Origin of the sequence: Pseudoduganella umbonata, assembly GCF_014192225.1 — a bacterium.
Lineage (GTDB): Bacteria > Pseudomonadota > Gammaproteobacteria > Burkholderiales > Burkholderiaceae_D > Rugamonas > Rugamonas umbonata.
In genome coordinates, this window is record NZ_JACHXS010000001.1 from 653,270 (window position 1) to 667,217 (window position 13,948).

Genomic DNA, 13,948 nt, shown 5'->3' on the forward strand with positions numbered 1-13,948 from the left:
AAAGTCCGCCGTGCCAAGGCGGGCTTCCACATCATAAGGACATTCATGCATCTGAAACGCGCTACCCTTGCTACCGTCGTCTCTGCGCTGCTGGCCGGTACCACCGGCCAGGCCCTGGCCCAAACCTGCGCGGCCAGTGCCGGTTCCCAGTCGCCCCTGACCTACCCGGTCACGAAAAAAATCGACCAGCGCGACGATTACCACGGCACCACGATCGCCGACCCTTACCGCTGGCTGGAAGATGCCAACAGCGCAGAGACCAAGCAGTGGGTCGATGAACAGAACCGCCTGACGCAAGGCTTCCTGGGGCAGATTCCGGAGCGCGCGGCGATCCGCCAGCGACTCACCCAGCTGTGGAACTTCGAACGCTACTCGGTGCCGTTCAAGGAAGGCGGCCGCTACTTCTACAGCCGCAACGACGGCCTGCAGAACCAGGCCGTGCTGTACACATTGAAAACGCTGAACGACCAGCCCCGCGTGCTGCTGGACCCGAACAAGCTGGCCGCCGACGGCACCGTGGCGCTGGCCGGCATCGCCATCAGCCCGAACGGCAAGCACCTGGCCTACAGTACCGCGGCGTCCGGCTCCGACTGGAACGAAATCCGCGTGCGCGACATCGATACCGGCAAGGACACGGTCGACCACATCAAGTGGGTGAAGTTCTCCAACACCGCCTGGGCGCACGACGGTTCCGGCTTCTACTACAGCCGCTACGACGAACCGGCCGAAGGGGCCAGGCTGGCCGGCGTGAACTACTTCCAGAAACTGTACTTCCACAAGCTGGGCACGCCCCAGGAACGTGACGTCCTGGTCTACGACCGCCCGGACCAGAAGGAATGGGGCTTCCAGGCCGAAGTGACCGACGACGGCCGCTACCTCGTCATCAACTCGAGTCAGGGTACCGATCCGAAGAACCGCGTCTTCATCAAGGACCTGAAACAGAAGGGCGGCAAGGTCGCCGGCCTGCTCGAAGCATTCGACGCTTCCTACACCTTCATCGACAACGACGGTCCGCTGTTCTACTTCGTCACCGACAAGGACGCGCCGAAATCGCGCATCGCGGCGATCGACGTGCGCAACGGCAAGTGGACGGAAATCGTGCCGGAGACGCAGCAGACGCTGAAGGGCGCGAACATCGTCAATGGCCAGCTGGTCGCCGAATACCTCGCCGACGCGTACAGCGCGGTCAAGGTCTTCGACCTGAAAGGCAAGCCGCTGCACGACGTGGCGCTGCCCGGCATCGGTTCCGCCGGCGGCTTTGCCGGCAAGCGCGGCGACACGGAGACCTTCTACTCGTACACCAGTTTCACCACGCCGGCGACGATTTACCGCTACGACCTGAAGGCGGGCAAGAGCACGGTCTACCGGCAGCCCAAGGTGGACTTCGACCCGACCGCATTTGAAACGCGCCAGGAATTCTTCACGAGCAAGGATGGTACGCGGGTACCGATGTTCATCGTCGCCAGGAAAGGCATCAAGCTCGATGGCAGCAATCCCACCTACCTGTACGGCTACGGTGGCTTCAACATTCCGCTGACACCGGCATTCTCGGTCGCCAACCTGGCCTGGGTCGAGATGGGCGGCGTGTATGTGATGGCCAACCTGCGCGGCGGCGGCGAATACGGCGAAGCATGGCACCAGGCGGGGACCAAGCTGCGCAAGCAGAACGTCTTCGACGATTTCATCGGCGCTGCCGAATGGCTGGTGGCCAGCAAGGTGACGTCGCCCGCGAAACTGGCGATCGGCGGCGGCAGCAATGGCGGCCTGCTGGTCGGCGCGGCGATGACGCAGCGGCCGGACCTGTTCGGCGCGGCATTGCCGGCGGTTGGCGTCATGGACATGCTGCGGTTCCACAAGTTCACGATCGGCTGGGCATGGACGTCGGACTATGGTTCGTCCGACAACGCGGAAGAGTTCAAGGCGCTCGTCAAGTATTCGCCGTTGCACAACCTGAAGGCCGGCACCTGCTACCCGGCCACGATGGTGACGACGGCCGATCACGATGACCGCGTCGTGCCGGCGCACAGCTTCAAGTTCGCCGCGGCCGCCCAGGCGGCCCAGGGCGGGCCGGCTCCGGTGCTGATCCGCATCGAAACCAAGGCCGGCCACGGCGCCGGCAAACCGACCTCGAAGCAGATCGAGGAAGTGGCGGACCGCTGGGGCTTCCTGGCACGCACGCTGGGCATGCCCGCTGCGGCGGGCACGGCGGCTACCGTGCCGGCTGCATCGTCGGCAAAGCAGGGCAGTGCGCCGTAACGGCTGCGACAACCAGGATTGACGACGGTCATGGGCGCTTCGGCGCCCATTTTTTTTGGCGGGCAAACCGGGGTATGATGCTAAAATGCAACACTGTGTTGCACTGCCGCACTGCTGCCTGCCCCGCGTGCTACCATCCAACCCAACTGTCTTTTCCCCCGATCATCATGAGCCTTATAACCGGCAACAACGCCATCGATGCCCTCGTCTACAGCAGCTGGAACATCGCGCCGCAGACTCCCGTCACGTTGACCTACAGCTTCCTGACCCGCGCGCCGCTCGAGGCAACGTCCGACGATCGTGCCGGATTCAAGGCCATGTCGACTGCCCAGCAGGTGGCGGTGCGCGAGGCGCTGGGCCAATGGGCAGCGGTGGCGAACATCACGTTCGCCGAGGTATCGGCCGATACCGGGCAACTGCAGTTCGGCACCAATACGCAAAGCGACAGCAGCGCTTATGCGTACCTGCCCGATACGGGCGTGCGCTCGGTGCAGATGTACGTGAACAATGCCAGCGACACGCCGTACAACTCGGTCTTCACGGCGGGTACCTACGGCCCGACGGTGCTCATCCACGAGATTGGCCACATGCTGGGGCTGAAGCATCCGGGCAACTACAACTCGTCCGGTGGCGGTGCCGACGGCCCGTTCCTGCCAGCAGCGACCGACAACGGTGACTACACGCAGATGTCGTACAACGATCCGAGCAGCTACGCCATCAACCGGACGTTCGCGACCACGGCGATGCTGTACGACATCCAGGCGATCCAGTACCTGTACGGCGCCAACATGAGCTACCACGCGGGCAACGACAGCTACCGGCTGGCGAGCGGCACGCCACCGATGTGCATCTGGGATGCCGGCGGCACGGATACGCTGGACTTCTCGGCCTGCACCGGCACCTCCGTGATCAACCTGAACGCGGGCACGTTCAGCGAGACCGCGCGCGGCCTGAACAACGTGTCGATCGCCTACGGCGTCACGATCGAAAGCGCGATCGGCGGCTCGGGCGGCACCACGTTCTACGCCAACGGAAACGGCAACAGGCTGACGGGCGGCGCAGGCGCGGACACCTTCAACCAGGGCACCGGTAACGATACGATCGCCGGCGGCGAAGGGCAGGACGCTGTCGTCTTCACAAAGAACTTCGCCAGCTATGTGGTGTTGCGCGAAGGCGATACGCTGACGGTGAAGGGCGACGGCGCCGACGTGCTGACCGGGATCGAAAGCCTGCGCTTTGCCGACCGCACCGTCGCCGCCGACAGCATCGCGCAGCTTGCGCAGCAGGTGGGCACGGCCGGAAACGACGTGATCACGGCGGTGGCGGGTGCCGCCCGGATCGACGGTGGCGGCGGTGTCGACGTCGTGCTGTATGCCGGCAACCGCTCCACCTACCAGATTGCAGCCAATGCCGATGGCTACACCGTGCTGGAAAAGGCTACCGGCATCGCCGACATCCTGACCGGTGTCGAGCGCGTCGAGTTTGCCGATGCCAGCGGCGTCGCCCTCGACGTGCGGGCCGCGGCGGGCCAGATCTACCGCCTGTACGAAACGGCGTTCAACCGCACGCCCGACAACGGCGGCATGGCCTTCTGGCTCGACGCGCTCGATGCCGGCATGACGCTGCAGCAGGCAGCGCAGCGCTTCACGCTGAGCCCCGAGTACCAGGTACTGTATGGCCAGAACGACAATGCGGCCTTCGTTGCGCAGCTGTATGTCAATGCCTTGGGCCGAAGCTACGAAGAAGCCGGCCTCAAGTACCACGTCGCCGCACTGGAAAACGGCGCGACGCGCGGCCAGATCGTCACGGGATTCTCGGAATCGCCCGAGCTGCAGCTGCGCCTGATCGGTGCGATGCAAGACGGCATCGAGTACCAGGTACTCGGCTGACGGGCCCGGCCACGTTCACGCCGCGCCGTCGCTCTCCCGCGTCAGGCTGATGCGGTTGCGTCCCATGTGCTTGGCGCGGTACAGCGCCGCGTCGGCGGTGGCCAGCAACTGTGACGGTTCGTATTCCGGCGCCGGCAGCGCGGTCGCGGCACCGACGCTGATGGTCACGAACTGCTTCGCCGCCCCCAGGTTCGGCAGGTGCAGCTGCTCGACGCGGCAGCGCATGCGTTCGGCGACGATCGCGGCGCCTTTCAGCGACTGGTTCGGCAGTATCACGGCGAATTCCTCGCCGCCGTAGCGGGCGACCAGGTCATTCGCGCGCATCTCCTTCGCCACGGCGCCGGCGACCCGCCGCAGGCATTCATCGCCGCCCACGTGCCCGTACGCATCGTTGTACTGCTTGAAATTATCGACATCGACCATCAGCAGCGACAGCGGCTGCTGCTGGCGCAGCGCGCGCTGCCATTCGGCATGCAGCGTGTCGTCGAAGCAGCGCCGGTTGGCCAGCCCGGTCAGGCCGTCGCGCGTGGCCAGTTGCTCCAGCGAGATCTGGGCCTGCTTTTCGTCGGTCATGTCGCGCAGGGTTTCCACCACGGCCGCCAGGTGGCCGTGTTCGTCGCAGATCGGGCTCACGTCCACCGCCAGGTAGCGCCGCCGGCCCGCATACGGCATGTCGCACCAGCCTTCCGCGCTCAGGTGGCCCGGCTCGTCGCAGAGCTGCGCGTGGGCGTCATACAATGCTCCCACCTCATCCATGCGCTCCTGTATCAACAGGTCGGCCAGCGTGGGGCGCGGATCGCGGTGGAAGCAGCTCCATGCATTGGCACTGCCCAGTACCTCGTAGCGGGGCACGCCGGTCAGCCGCTCGCAGGCGCGATTCCAGGCAATGGCATGACCGCGCGCATCGAGCACGAAAGCGGGAATGGCAAGCAGTTCGAGCAATCTGAACGTGTCGCCGCCGGCCTGGCCGGGGTAGGTAACATCCATCAGATGCTGCGCTTTTTGCGAATTGTTCATTGGCTGGCCCGGGATTGTCGACTGCGCATCGCGCCGCTTGCTGACTTGGGTTCGTCTGTTTAAGCTCGTCTGTTTCAGCTCGTCTGTTTCAGCTCGTCTGTTTCAGCTCGTCTGTTTCAGCTCGTCTGTTTCAGCTTGCGTTTTTCAACTCGTTTTTTCCAGCGTGTCTTGCGCTGAATCTCGATTGTGCAGCGTGGTATCGCGTCGACGTTTGATGCAGAACAAACGCGCCGCAAGCGGACTGGGCGGAATTGTCGACGCCATTGCGTGGCAGCGGACAGATCGTCGATGCGCCAGCGTCCGGCGATCCGGGCAAGGAGGGCGGCGGCAACATGTCCTGCCCTGCTTTGGCATATAATCGAGGGTTCGCCATTCGCCGATGGCCCGCCAGCCCGTCTGGCGCATGCCAGGCTCATCAGGATTCATCGTGACTTACAGTATCAAAGAGATTTTCTATACCTTGCAGGGCGAGGGCGCCCATGCAGGCCGGCCCGCGGTATTCTGCCGCTTCGCCGGCTGTAACCTGTGGACCGGTCGCGAGAGCGACCGTGCCACCGCAACGTGCCAGTTCTGCGACACGGATTTCGTCGGTACCGACGGCGAGCGCGGCGGCAAGTTCGCCACGCCGCAGGCACTTGCCGAGGTGATCGACAGCCTGTGGCCGGAAACCTACCCGGCCAGCAAATACGTCGTCTTCACGGGCGGCGAGCCGCTGCTGCAGCTCGATGCGCCGCTGATCGACGCGATGCACGCCGCCGGCTTCACGATCGCCATCGAAACCAACGGCACCGTCGCCGTCCCGCCGGGCATCGACTGGGTCTGCGTCAGCCCGAAAGTCGGCTCGCAGCTCGTGGTATCGAAAGGCAACGAACTGAAAGTGGTGATCCCGCAGGCCAACCAGGATCTCGCCGACTATGAACACCTGGATTTCGAAAACTTCTTCGTGCAGCCGATGGACGGCCCGCTGGCAGCCTTCAACACCACGCTGGCGATTGAAACGTGCAAGCGCCATCCGAAGTGGAAGCTCTCGCTGCAGACCCACAAACTCCTGAACATTCCCTGAATTTCTCCACACATCATGTTGACTATCACCCGCAAGCTGGAATTCGATGCCGGCCACCGCATTCCCGACCATAAAAGCCAGTGCCGCAACCTGCACGGCCACCGCTACACGCTGGAAATCACGCTGACCGGCGAAGTAATCTCCAGCGAAGGCAACTCCGACAACGGCATGATCATGGACTTTTCCGACGTCAAGGCGCTCGCCAAGGAGCACCTGGTCGATGTGTGGGACCATGCCTTCCTGGTCTACGACAAGGACAGCGCCGTCAAGGAGTTCCTCGCCTCGCTGCCCGGGCACAAGACCGTCGTCATCGACCGCATTCCCACCGTGGAAAACCTGGCCGCCGTCGCCTTCGGCATCCTGAAGGCGGCCTACAAGGACCGCTATGGCACCGGCCTGAAGCTGCACAAGCTGGTCCTGCACGAAACGCCGAACTGCTGGGCCGAGATCACCGATGCCTGAAGCAGGGCCTGGAGCAGGGGGTGACCAGCGCGCCGTCGACGGCGAGGCCGCCTTCATGCGCGAGGCCCTTGCCGAGGCGCAGCGGGCCTGGGATCTCGGTGAAGTCCCGGTCGGCGCGGTCGTCGTCAAGGATGGTGTCGTCATCGCGCGCGGCTTCAACCAGCCGATCGCCGGCCATGATCCCACCGCGCACGCGGAAATCGTCGCCATGCGCGCCGCCGCGCAGGCGCTGGGCAACTACCGGCTGCCCGGCTGCGAGCTGTATGTGACGCTCGAGCCTTGCGTGATGTGTTCCGGCGCCATGATGCATGCGCGCCTGGCGAAGTTGGTGTACGGTGCGCGCGATCCGAAGACCGGCGCCGCCGGTTCGGTGGTCGACCTGTTCGCGTCGGAGCAGCTGAACCACCATACCGCGGCCGCCGGCGGCCTGCTCGAAGAGGAATGCGGCAACCTGCTGAAGGCATTCTTTGCCAGCCGCCGCGCCGCCGCCCGTGCGGCGCGAGTCGCGCGCGACAATGAGGCGGAGCGGGCGGCGATCGTCGCCGCGCGTCTTGCTGGCGGCGACACCGGCGGGTAAGATGGCCGCGCCTCTCGTTTAAGCGAGTCTTTTGCGGAATCCATCTTGAACAATATCGGTATCGCCATCGTCGCCCCGGGCGGCTATGCCCTCGACGAAGCGGCGCTGGCGCGCGGCATCGCCCGCCTCGAGCAGCAGGGCTGCACAGTCCACAACTTCTACCAGCCCGCCGGGAAATACCTGCGCTTCGGCGGCACCGATGATGCCCGCGTGGCGCAGCTGGAAGCGGCCGCGCGCGATCCCGACGTGCAGGTCGTCGTCGCGCTGCGCGGCTCGTACGGCATCTCGCGCATCCTGCCGCGCATCGATTTCGGGCTGATGGCCGACAGCGGCAAGCTGTTCACCGGCTACAGCGACTTCACCGCATTCCACATGGGGATGATGGCGGCCACCGGCCGCAAGAGCTTTGCCGGCCCGATGATCTGCGACGATTTCATCCGCGACGAACCGGTGGACTACACGCTGGACCAGTTCTGGAACTGCCTGCGCGGCCCGGTCCACGCGGTACGCGGCACGGCCACCGGCAATCCGGTCGTCGACGTCGAAGGCCCACTGTGGGGCGGCAATCTCGCCATGCTGAATCACCTGGCCGGCACGCCGTACTTCGCGCGCGTGCCTGGCGGCATCCTGTTCATCGAGGACATCAACGAACATCCTTACCGCGTCGAGCGGATGGTGCTGCAACTGCTGTATGCGGGCGCGCTCGACGGCCAGCGCGCGCTGGTGCTGGGTGATTTTTCCGGCTACCGGCTGGCCCCGTTCGACAATGGCTACGACTTCGACGCCATGCTGGCTTACCTGCGCGCAACACTGCCGATCCCCGTGCTCACCGGCCTGCCGTTCGGGCACGTGAAGCACCGCTGCACGCTGCCGTTCGGCGGCCTGGCCCGCCTGACATCGGATGCCGAAGGGTTCGACCTCACCGTCGGCGACTATCCGACGCTGGCCGACCCGCGGCGGTGACGGCCGGCTTGCCTGTGCCGTGCCAGGCACGCAGGGGAAATGATAAAATGCGCGGTTCATCGAAATACATCAACGCAAGGGCTCATCAGTGCTATCCACCGCAAACATCACCATGCAATTCGGCGCCAAGCCGCTGTTCGAGAATATCTCCGTCAAGTTCGGCGACGGCAACCGCTACGGCCTGATCGGCGCCAACGGCTGCGGCAAGTCCACCTTCATGAAGATCCTCGGCGGCGACCTGGAGCCGTCGGCCGGCAACGTCATGCTGGACGTGAATGAACGCCTGGGCAAGCTGCGCCAGGACCAGTTCGCGTACGAGGAAATGCGCGTGCTGGACGTGGTCATGATGGGCCACACCGAGATGTGGGCCGCGATGCAGGAACGCGACGCGATCTACGCGAACCCGGAAGCGACCGACGACGACTACATGAAGGCCGCCGACCTCGAAGGCAAGGTGGCCGAGTACGACGGCTACACGGCCGAAGCGCGCGCCGGCGAACTGCTGCTCGGCGCGGGTGTCGAGATCGAACTGCACCAGGGACCGATGAGCGCCGTGGCGCCGGGCTGGAAGCTGCGCGTGCTGCTGGCGCAGGCGCTGTTCTCGAATCCGGACATCCTGCTGCTCGACGAGCCGACCAACAACCTGGACATCAACACCATCCGCTGGCTCGAGGATGTGCTGAACCAGCGCAACTCGACGATGATCATCATCTCCCACGATCGCCACTTCCTGAACCAGGTGTGCACGCACGTGGCCGACATGGATTACGGCACGCTGAAGATCTACCCGGGCAACTACGACGACTACATGCTCGCTTCCACGCAGGCGCGCAACCAGCAGCTGGCCAACAACGCCAAGGCCAAGGAAAAGGTCGCCGAACTGCAGGACTTCGTGCGCCGCTTCTCGGCCAACAAGTCGAAGGCCCGCCAGGCCACGTCGCGCGCCAAGATGATCGACAAGATCAAGGTCGAGGACATCAAGCCTTCGTCGCGCGCCTATCCGTTCGTGCGCTTCGAAGGCGAGAAAAAGCTGCACCGCCTGGCGGTGGAAGTCGACAGCATCTCGAAAACCTACGACAAGACGCTGTTCAAGAACTTCTCGATCATGGTCGAGGCGGGCGAACGCATCGCCATCATCGGCGCGAACGGCGCCGGCAAGACCACGATGCTGCGCTGCATCGCCGGCGAGATGGCGAACCTGCAGCCCGATACCGGCTTCGTGAAATGGGCGGAGAACGCCAACGTCGGCTACATGCCGCAGGATCCGACCGAGGATTTCGCCACCGACGCCAACCTGACCGACTGGATGGGCCGCTGGACGAAAGAGGGCGACGATGACCAGGCCGTGCGCTCGATCCTGGGCCGCCTCCTGTTCGGCGGCGACGAAGTGAAGAAATCGGTGCGCGTGCTGTCCGGCGGCGAAAAGGGCCGCATGATGTACGGCAAGCTGATGCTGGGCCGCCACAACGTGCTGCTGCTCGACGAGCCGACCAACCACATGGACATGGAGTCGATCGAATCGCTGAACATCGCGCTCGACAAATATGCCGGCACGCTGATCTTCGTCTCGCACGACCGCGAATTCGTGTCGTCGCTGGCGAACCGCATCCTCGAGATCAAGGAAAACGAAGTGGTCGACTTCCGCGGCAACTACGAAGAGTACCTGACCAGCCAGGGTATCAACTGATAGAACCTCGTGAACCTATTGCGCAGCGCCAGCCAGGTCTGGCGTCGTGCATGACGCTTTCCGAGGTTCCGAACTGTTGCGGATAATTTGCGAGAGACCCAAGCGATGAACAGCGTAGCCATACCTATTAAAACCGTCGAGTACGAGAAGCCGCTGCTGGAGCATAACGAGCAGGGTGGCAGCTGCGTGGCCCACGCGTGGGCGCGCACGCCGGCACCGGTGCCGGCGGATGAAAAGATTTTGTTGAAGGAGCGCATCCGCACGCTGCTGCGCGAACGCGATGCCGTGCTGGTCGCCCACTATTACGTCGATGGCGACCTGCAGGACCTCGCCGAGGAAACCGGCGGCTGCGTGTCCGATTCGCTGGAAATGGCGCGCTTCGGCCGCGACCATCCGGCGAAAACGCTGGTGGTCGCGGGCGTGAAATTCATGGGCGAGACGGCGAAGATCCTGTCGCCGGAAAAGACCATCCTGATGCCGGACCTGGATGCGACCTGCTCGCTGGACCTGGGATGCGATCCGGCCGAATTCACGGCGTTCTGCGACCAGCATCCCGATCGCACCGTGGTCGTGTATGCCAACACCAGCGCGGCCGTGAAGGCGCGCGCCGACTGGATGGTCACGTCGTCGATCGGGCTGGACATCGTCCGGCACCTGCACGAGCAGGGCAAGAAGATCCTCTGGGCGCCGGACAAGCACCTGGGCTCGTACATCCAGAAGCAGACCGGTGCCGACATGCTGCTGTGGCAGGGTTCCTGCCTGGTGCACGACGAGTTCAAGGGCGTCGAGCTCGACCTGCTGAAGGCCGAGCATCCCGATGCGAAAGTGCTGGTGCACCCGGAGTCGCCCGCCAACGTGGTCGACCATGCCGACGTGATCGGTTCCACGTCGCAGCTGATTGCGGCCGCCGTCAGCCTGCCGGCGATGAAGTTCATCGTCGCCACCGACAACGGCATCCTGCACAAGATGCGCCTCGCCGCGCCGCACAAGACGTTCATCGAAGCGCCGACCGCCGGCAACAGCGCCACCTGCAAGAGCTGCGCGCACTGCCCGTGGATGGCGATGAACGGCCTGCGCAACCTGGCCGACGTGCTGGAAAACCTGTCCAACGAGATCCACGTGGATCCGGCGGTGGGCCAGCAGGCCAAGGTATCGATCAACCGCATGCTCGACTTCGCCGCGGCGAAGAAGGCCAGCGTGGCGCCGGGCGCGGACCTGGCCAAGGAAGCAAAACTGTTTTCGGGAATCGGACCTGCATGAGTACCTCATTATGAGCACATTAGTGAATCGTTTCGCGCCGTTCGATGCGGCGCTGACCCGCGCCTTCGAGGGCAACCTGCTGGCCGCCCTGCTGGAAGATGTCGGCACCGGCGACCTGACCGGCAAGCTGGTTCCCGAGGCCAGCCGCGCCATCGCGCGCGTGATCGTCCGCGAGAATGCCGTGCTGTGCGGCGCGCCCTGGTTCGAAGGCATCATGCATGCGATGGACCCGGCGATCGGCATCGAATGGCATTACGCCGAAGGCGAAGCCATGAAGGCCGATACACCGGTCTGCACGCTGGCCGGCCCGTCGCGCGCGATCCTCACGGCCGAACGTTCGGCGCTGAACTTCCTGCAATTGCTGTCGGGCGTCGCCACGGCGACGCGCCGCTATGTCGATGCGATCGCCGGCACGCGCGCCGCCATCCTCGACACGCGCAAGACGCTGCCCGGCCTGCGCCTGGCGCAGAAGTACGCGGTGCGCGTCGGCGGCGGCCAGAACCAGCGCCTGGCGCTGTACGACGGCATCCTGATCAAGGAAAACCATATCGCGGCAGCCGGCGGCATCACTGCGGCGTTGGTGGCGGCCAAGGCCGTGGGCGGCAAGGTGTCGGTCCAGGTGGAAGTGGAAAACCTCGCCGAACTGGAAGAAGCGCTCGATGCCGGCGCCACCTCGATCCTGCTCGACAACTTCGACCTGGCGCTGATGCGCGAGGCGGTGCAGGTGAACCGCGGGCGCGCGCTGCTGGAAGCGTCCGGCGGCGTCAGCTTCGACACCGTGCGGGCCATTGCCGAAACCGGCGTGCACCGCATCTCGATCGGCGCGCTGACGAAGGACGTCAAGGCCACCGACTATTCGCTGCGCATCGTCGACGGCGCCGCGGCCTGATGTTCCGGATATCCATCGAAAGAAGTGCATGAGCCGTTTCTGGAGTGACGTCGTCCATCGCCTGACCCCGTACACGCCGGGCGAACAGGTGCAGATTCCCGGCCTGGTCAAACTCAATACCAACGAGAATCCATACGGTCCGTCGCCGCTGGCGCTGGCCGCCATGCGCGAGGCGGCCGGCGACGGCCTGCGCAAGTATCCCGACCCGAACGGCACCGCGCTGAAGGATGCGCTGGCGGCCAGCCACGGGCTGCGGCGCGAGCAGGTCTTTGTCGGCAACAGCTCGGACGAAGTGCTGGCCCACGTTTTCCAGTCACTGCTGAAGCACGAGCTGCCGCTGCTGTCGCCGGACATCAGCTACAGTTTCTACCCGACCTATTGCAGCCTGTATGGCATTGCGCTGCGCACGGTGCCGCTGAACGATCGTTTCCAGATCGACGTGGCCGATTACGACCAGCCGTGCGGTGCCGTCATCCTGGCCAACCCGAACGCGCCGACCGGCCATCCGCTGTCGCTGGCCAGCATCGAGCGGCTGCTTTCCCTGCATCCGGACCGGGTGGTGGTGATCGACGAAGCCTACGTGGACTTCGGCGCCAGCAGTGCAGCGACGCTGATCGACCGCTACGACAACCTGCTGGTGGTACAGACATTCTCGAAATCGCGTTCGCTGGCCGGCCTGCGGGTCGGCTTCGCCCTCGGCCATGCCGACCTGGTTGCGGGGCTGGAGCGCGTCAAGAACAGCTTCAATTGCTACCCGCTCAGCCAGGTCGCACTGGCCGGCGCGGTGGCTGCCGTCGAAGACGTGGCGTACTTCGAGCAGACCCGCGCCGCGATCATCGCGAGCCGCGAACGCCTGGCTGCCGATTTGACGGCGCTGGGCTTCGAGGTGCTGCCGTCGCAGGCGAACTTCGTGTTCGCGCGCCATCCGGAGCATGACGCGGCCGCATTGGCCGCGGCGCTGCGCGAGCGGGCCATCCTGGTCCGCCATTTCCGGCAGCCGCGCATCGAGCAGTTCCTGCGCATCTCGATCGGCACCGATGCCGAGTGCGGCAAGCTGGTCGCCGCGCTGCGCACGCTGGTGGCGTAACGGGGCTCAGTCGAGCAGCAGGCGCATTCCCTGCTCATGCAGTCCGCTCCTGCCGGTCATGGGCACCGGCATTCCCGTTTCCACGAACCCCATGCGACGGTACAGCCGCACCGCCGGCGTATCGCCCGCTGTGACCTCGAGTTCGATCGTCGTCGCGCCACGCTCGCTCGCCCAGCCGATCGCCCGGGCAAGCAGCGCCTGCGCGATGCCGTGGCCGCGCTGCTCCGGCGCCACCCATACCTGGTACAGCGTGGCGCTGCCTCCCTCGACTTTTGCCCACGCCAGGCCGGCCGGCTGGTTACCCACCACAGCGAGCAGCGGCAAGTGCTGGCCGGACGCCACCGTCTGCGCCAGCAACGCCTGCCAGGTCTCATCCGCGCGCGCCTGCGCATCGGCCAGCGTGGCGGCGAACGCATCGGGCGAATCGGCCAGCGCCCGCAGGCGCAGCGCCCGCCATGCCGGCCAATCTTCCGCCACGAAGGGGCGGATCGTGACAGTCGGATCAGTCATCGGATTTTATTGTCGAGTTCACGGAATCCCATTGTAGCGGCCGGCTCCCGACTGTTGCCAAAAATCGGGGACAGTCCCGGATATCCGGGACTGTCCCCGGTGTTGCAAAACAACCAGCTCGGCCGGAAGAAATCAACGACTTACGGTGTTGCTAAAATTCGGGGACAGGAAGGAGTGATGGCTTGCAAGCCATCACTGCTTGGCTGGCGCGGAGCATGCTCCACGAAACCCCTGCCGCGCCCTCGGTGTTGTGTTGAAACCAGCCGGGCAGTAAAAAGGCCGCCCGAA

The 13,948-nt window shown here is 64.8% G+C and carries 12 protein-coding genes; 10 read left to right on the forward strand and 2 right to left on the reverse strand.

Translation table 11 applies throughout. The features are described 5' to 3' along the window. The first annotated feature begins 45 nt into the window (after positions 1 to 45). Positions 46 to 2,256, forward strand: coding sequence for a prolyl oligopeptidase family serine peptidase (locus FHS02_RS02680; RefSeq protein WP_137312678.1), 2,211 nt, complete (start codon positions 46 to 48; stop codon positions 2,254 to 2,256). A 167-nt stretch (positions 2,257 to 2,423) separates the two neighbouring features. Beyond that, positions 2,424 to 4,145: a DUF4214 domain-containing protein gene (locus FHS02_RS02685; RefSeq protein WP_137312679.1), complete on the forward strand. Its 1,722-nt coding sequence runs from the start codon at positions 2,424 to 2,426 to the stop codon at positions 4,143 to 4,145. 15 nt (positions 4,146 to 4,160) lie between these two features. Here the strand turns inward: FHS02_RS02685 and FHS02_RS02690 are convergent, their stop codons facing one another. After that, on the reverse strand, positions 4,161 to 5,132 hold the full coding sequence (locus FHS02_RS02690) for a sensor domain-containing diguanylate cyclase (RefSeq protein WP_229422528.1): 972 nt from the start codon (positions 5,130 to 5,132) through the stop codon (positions 4,161 to 4,163). A 457-nt stretch (positions 5,133 to 5,589) separates the two neighbouring features. On the opposite strand from FHS02_RS02690, the gene queE reads away from it, so the two are divergent. From queE to hisC, 8 genes are all read left to right on the forward strand, one after another. Continuing rightward, entirely contained in the window at positions 5,590 to 6,225 is a 636-nt protein-coding gene (gene queE / locus FHS02_RS02695; protein ID WP_137312681.1) for a 7-carboxy-7-deazaguanine synthase, read from the forward strand. 15 nt (positions 6,226 to 6,240) lie between these two features. Further along, on the forward strand, positions 6,241 to 6,687 hold the full coding sequence (queD, locus tag FHS02_RS02700; protein ID WP_137312682.1) for a 6-carboxytetrahydropterin synthase QueD: 447 nt from the start codon (positions 6,241 to 6,243) through the stop codon (positions 6,685 to 6,687). A gap of 55 nt (positions 6,688 to 6,742) precedes the next feature. After that, positions 6,743 to 7,264: a tRNA adenosine(34) deaminase TadA gene (gene tadA / locus FHS02_RS02705; protein ID WP_137317272.1), complete on the forward strand. Its 522-nt coding sequence runs from the start codon at positions 6,743 to 6,745 to the stop codon at positions 7,262 to 7,264. Between the two features lie 45 nt (positions 7,265 to 7,309). Next, complete coding sequence (ldcA, locus tag FHS02_RS02710) at positions 7,310 to 8,227, forward strand: muramoyltetrapeptide carboxypeptidase (protein WP_137312683.1); 918 nt, start codon at positions 7,310 to 7,312, stop codon at positions 8,225 to 8,227. A gap of 88 nt (positions 8,228 to 8,315) precedes the next feature. After that, entirely contained in the window at positions 8,316 to 9,914 is a 1,599-nt protein-coding gene (locus FHS02_RS02715) for an ABC-F family ATPase (RefSeq protein ID WP_137312684.1), read from the forward strand. A 105-nt stretch (positions 9,915 to 10,019) separates the two neighbouring features. Next, complete coding sequence (gene nadA, locus FHS02_RS02720; protein WP_137312685.1) at positions 10,020 to 11,174, forward strand: quinolinate synthase NadA; 1,155 nt, start codon at positions 10,020 to 10,022, stop codon at positions 11,172 to 11,174. 10 nt (positions 11,175 to 11,184) lie between these two features. Continuing rightward, positions 11,185 to 12,063: a carboxylating nicotinate-nucleotide diphosphorylase gene (nadC, locus tag FHS02_RS02725; RefSeq protein WP_137312686.1), complete on the forward strand. Its 879-nt coding sequence runs from the start codon at positions 11,185 to 11,187 to the stop codon at positions 12,061 to 12,063. Between the two features lie 28 nt (positions 12,064 to 12,091). After that, entirely contained in the window at positions 12,092 to 13,150 is a 1,059-nt protein-coding gene (gene hisC, locus FHS02_RS02730; RefSeq protein WP_137312687.1) for a histidinol-phosphate transaminase, read from the forward strand. Between the two features lie 6 nt (positions 13,151 to 13,156). Here the strand turns inward: hisC and FHS02_RS02735 are convergent, their stop codons facing one another. After that, on the reverse strand, positions 13,157 to 13,660 hold the full coding sequence (locus FHS02_RS02735; RefSeq protein ID WP_137312688.1) for a GNAT family N-acetyltransferase: 504 nt from the start codon (positions 13,658 to 13,660) through the stop codon (positions 13,157 to 13,159). Between the last annotated feature and the right edge of the window lie 288 nt (positions 13,661 to 13,948).

Bases quoted from the DNA above. Each gene is read 5' to 3' on its own strand.
- hisC (WP_137312687.1), top strand. From the start codon at position 12,092: ATGAGCCGTTTCTGGAGTGACGTCGTCCATCGCCTGACCCCGTACACG.
- FHS02_RS02735 (WP_137312688.1), bottom strand. From the start codon at position 13,660: ATGACTGATCCGACTGTCACGATCCGCCCCTTCGTGGCGGAAGATTGG.
- FHS02_RS02680 (WP_137312678.1), top strand. From the start codon at position 46: ATGCATCTGAAACGCGCTACCCTTGCTACCGTCGTCTCTGCGCTGCTG.
- FHS02_RS02690 (WP_229422528.1), bottom strand. From the start codon at position 5,132: ATGGATGTTACCTACCCCGGCCAGGCCGGCGGCGACACGTTCAGATTG.
- tadA (WP_137317272.1), top strand. From the start codon at position 6,743: ATGCGCGAGGCCCTTGCCGAGGCGCAGCGGGCCTGGGATCTCGGTGAA.
- nadC (WP_137312686.1), top strand. From the start codon at position 11,185: ATGAGCACATTAGTGAATCGTTTCGCGCCGTTCGATGCGGCGCTGACC.
- nadA (WP_137312685.1), top strand. From the start codon at position 10,020: ATGAACAGCGTAGCCATACCTATTAAAACCGTCGAGTACGAGAAGCCG.
- FHS02_RS02685 (WP_137312679.1), top strand. From the start codon at position 2,424: ATGAGCCTTATAACCGGCAACAACGCCATCGATGCCCTCGTCTACAGC.
- queD (WP_137312682.1), top strand. From the start codon at position 6,241: ATGTTGACTATCACCCGCAAGCTGGAATTCGATGCCGGCCACCGCATT.